The sequence below is a fragment of the Brevundimonas sp. genome, assembly GCF_031082345.1.
GTDB lineage: Bacteria > Pseudomonadota > Alphaproteobacteria > Caulobacterales > Caulobacteraceae > Brevundimonas.
Window position 1 is genome coordinate 1 of sequence record NZ_JAVHLH010000300.1, and the last position, 3,137, is coordinate 3,137.

Genomic DNA, 3,137 nt, shown 5'->3' on the forward strand with positions numbered 1-3,137 from the left:
GATCGGATGGCGGGCAAGGCCCGCGAAGGGTCCCGGGAGCTCGCTCCCGTCGTGTTCTTCGTGAATCCTTCGTGGTCGTTGTGATGAACCCGCCGACGGCGGGGAAAGCGCCGAGGGCTGACGCGGGCCATAGGCCGGCGAGACCCCTCATCCGCCAGCCATCGGTCGCCACCCGTCGGGCGTCGCCCTCCACCCGCAAGGGGAGAAGGAAGCGGGGCCGGGTCAATTGGCCAGTTGCGCGTCCAGCCGCTCGACCAGCGCCGCATAGACCTCGCCGGCGGTCTTCACCGTGGCGGGGTCGACCTGCTCCATGGTGTCGTCGGCCGAGTGGATCAGCTGGAAGACGCGGGGAACGAAGCCCTCGGCCAGACCCGTCGTCTCGCCGCCGTTGAAGGCCAGCCACATCTGGTGGGCGCCGACATGATCCTGGAAGCCGAGCGAGACGGTCGGGACCGCCGCGGCCGGCGCGGCGCTGTCACCCAGACCGGCGCCGGAGAAGGCGCGATCATCCGACGGCGGATAGACCGGGAAGCCGACGCAATGCATGGCGCGTTCGGCGCAGACCTCGCGCACGGCCCGGGTGACGCCGGCCGACTGCGGGCCGTTGTTGAGGCCGTACATCATCGTGTCGCCATAGCCGGCGACGTCGGAGTTCACGACGGCGGCGACGTTCGTCAGGCCGTGGGCCTCGATCCATTTGCGCGCGCCGATAAGGCCCAGCTCCTCCTGGTCGAACAGGACGATGCGGACGCGGTGGTCCAGGTCCTTCGCCCGGAGGATCTTCGCCGCCTCGATGACGCCGACCACGGAGGCGGCGTTGTCGACCACGCCTTGGGACATCGATCCGTCGCGCAGCACCACGGCGTCGTAGTGGGCGGTGAGCAGGATCTCGCGCGGGCCGTCGCCGATCGTGACGACGACGTTGCGGCCCTCCATCTCGCCGGTCTGGCGGTTGCCCCCAACGAAGGTCTCGATCACCGGATCGAAGCCGGCGGCGCGCAGCTGGGCGACCACGACGTCGGTCCGGGCCGCATTGCTGGGCTGGACGTAGGCGGCGACCTGGGCGCGCAGGTCGATGTCCTGGGCGGCGACCGGAGTGGCGACGGCGAGAAGCGCCGCGGCGGCGGCGAGCGAACGGAACAGCATGGAACCCCCTTGAGACGAAGGCGCATGGCTAGCGCGCCTGCCGGTCCGGCGCATCTTAAAACGCGGTCACTATCCGGAGCGCATGAACAGGTGACAGAGCCTTAACTTGCCCCCTCGCCGCCCGGCCTACACGCTCGCGGCCTGATCGAAACGGGAGGTGCGGATGTCGAAACGTCGCGGGATTCACCAGCTGGGCGCCCTGGCCGTCACGGCCATACTGGTCGCCGGAGTCGCCCGGGCGCAGGAGTCAGCGCCGGAGGATGATCTGCGCACGCAGATCGCCGCCATGGACACCGCCCTGTTCGCCGCCTCCCGGAACTGCGACGAGGCGGCGATGAACCGGATCTTTCGCGAGGACCTGGAATTCTACCACGACGTGACGGGCCTGACCGAGCCCCGCGAGCGGGTCATGGTCGACATCATGGCGTTCTGCGCGGACGACGGCGTCGGGCTGCGACGGGCGCTGATCGAGGACAGCCTCGAGGTCCATCCGCTGCCGGGCTTCGGCGCGATCCAGATCGCCGACCACGTCTTCTTCGAACTGGTCGACGGCCAGGAACAGCAGGTCGGGTCGGCCCGGCTGGTGCACATCTGGCAGAAGGTCGACGGCGAATGGAAGCTGGCCCGGGTGCTCAGCTACGACCACGCGGCGGCGGCCCCCTAGCTCTTCAGCCGCCAGCCCGAGCGGAACACCTGCCAGCAGGCCCAGGCCATGACCAGGGTCAGGGTCGCGCTCATGGCCACGCCGATCCAGACGTTGCTCTCAGCATGGCCGATGAAGCCGAAGCGGAAGCCGTCGATCATGTAGAAGATCGGGTTGAAGTGGCTGATGGTCGCGAACGGCTCGGGCAGGTTGTCGACCAGGTAGAAGGTGCCGCTGAGGAAGGTCATCGGCATGATCAGGAAATTCTGCACCGCCGCCAGCTGATCGAATTTCTCGGCCCACAGGCCGGCGAAGACGCCGAGCATGCCCATCATCAGCGAGGCGGTCAGGCTGAACCACAGGATGGCCGCGAGGTTGGTCACGCCGAGGCGGGCGAAGGGCAGGACGCAGACGGCGGTGACCAGGCCGACCACGACGCCGCGGGTCGCCGCCCCGAGGGCGAAGCCGATGGTCAGCTCCAGCGGGCTGAGCGGCGGGGTCAGGAAGTCAGTCGAGGTGCCCATGATCTTGGCCTGGATCAGGCTGGACGAGGCGTTGGCGAAGGCGTTGTTCAGCACCGCCATCATGATCAGGCCGGGAGCGACGAACTCGGCGAAGGGCGTGCCGTGCAGCGGCGGCCGGGCCCCCTTCAGCGCCACCACGAAAACCAGCATGTAGAGCAGGGTCGTGACCACCGGGGCGGCGACCGTCTGGGCCCCGACCTTCCAGAAGCGGCGCACCTCGCGCAGGTACAGGGTCTGGACCCCGATCCAGTTGACGCCGTGATAGCTGCGGGGCTGCGGCAGGCCGGCGGGACGGGTCGAGGCGAGATCGGTCATGGGGGCGGAGATGCGGCCGGGGGCGGCAGTATGCAAGGGGCGAGGGGCGAGGGGCGAGGGGCGAGGGGCGAGGGAAGGATAGCCGGCCCCCCCCGACCGGAGGTGAAACGCGCTCTTCCCTACTCGCCCCTCGCCCCTATTCCCTCGCCCCGCCGTTAACCATCCCTACATCTGGTTTCTGTGGACGGACTGATTCGCACATCTTGCGTCTGTTAGGGCCTCGTTTACGATTAGTGGTAGGTCGAGGCCCCGGGAGGGCAGTCTGGACCCCATATATTGAATCCGAGACCCGGAGGGTGGCTATGACCGCAGGCTGGACTGAAGACCGCGTCGGCGCGCTGAAGAAGCTCTGGCTGGAGGGCCAGTCGGCGAGCCAGATCGCCAAACAGCTGGGCGGCGGCGTCACCCGCAACGCCGTGATCGGCAAGGTGCACCGCCTCGGCCTGTCGGGCCGGGCCGCCCCGTCGCAGCCGGCCCGCGCCACCTTCCGCCCGTCGCGTCCGCGCCCC

At 69.0% G+C, this 3,137-nt stretch carries 4 protein-coding genes; 2 read left to right on the forward strand and 2 right to left on the reverse strand.

Translation table 11 applies throughout. From position 1 onward, the window contains the following. Nucleotides 1-222: 222 nt before the first annotated feature. Complete coding sequence (locus tag RDU12_RS14340) at nt 223-1,146, reverse strand: M28 family metallopeptidase (protein WP_300292442.1); 924 nt, start codon at nt 1,144-1,146, stop codon at nt 223-225. A 163-nt stretch (nt 1,147-1,309) separates the two neighbouring features. Between RDU12_RS14340 and RDU12_RS14345 the strand changes: the two genes are divergently transcribed. Continuing rightward, complete coding sequence (locus RDU12_RS14345) at nt 1,310-1,810, forward strand: nuclear transport factor 2 family protein (protein WP_300292444.1); 501 nt, start codon at nt 1,310-1,312, stop codon at nt 1,808-1,810. On the opposite strand, the gene RDU12_RS14350 is transcribed toward RDU12_RS14345, so the two are convergent. Further along, nucleotides 1,807-2,628: an ABC transporter permease gene (locus RDU12_RS14350; protein WP_300292445.1), complete on the reverse strand. Its 822-nt coding sequence runs from the start codon at nt 2,626-2,628 to the stop codon at nt 1,807-1,809. The genes RDU12_RS14345 and RDU12_RS14350 overlap by 4 nt on opposite strands. 302 nt (nt 2,629-2,930) lie before the next feature. On the opposite strand from RDU12_RS14350, the gene RDU12_RS14355 reads away from it, so the two are divergent. Continuing rightward, on the forward strand, nt 2,931-3,137 hold a 207-nt coding region (locus RDU12_RS14355; protein WP_308685309.1), incomplete at its 3' end, for a GcrA family cell cycle regulator.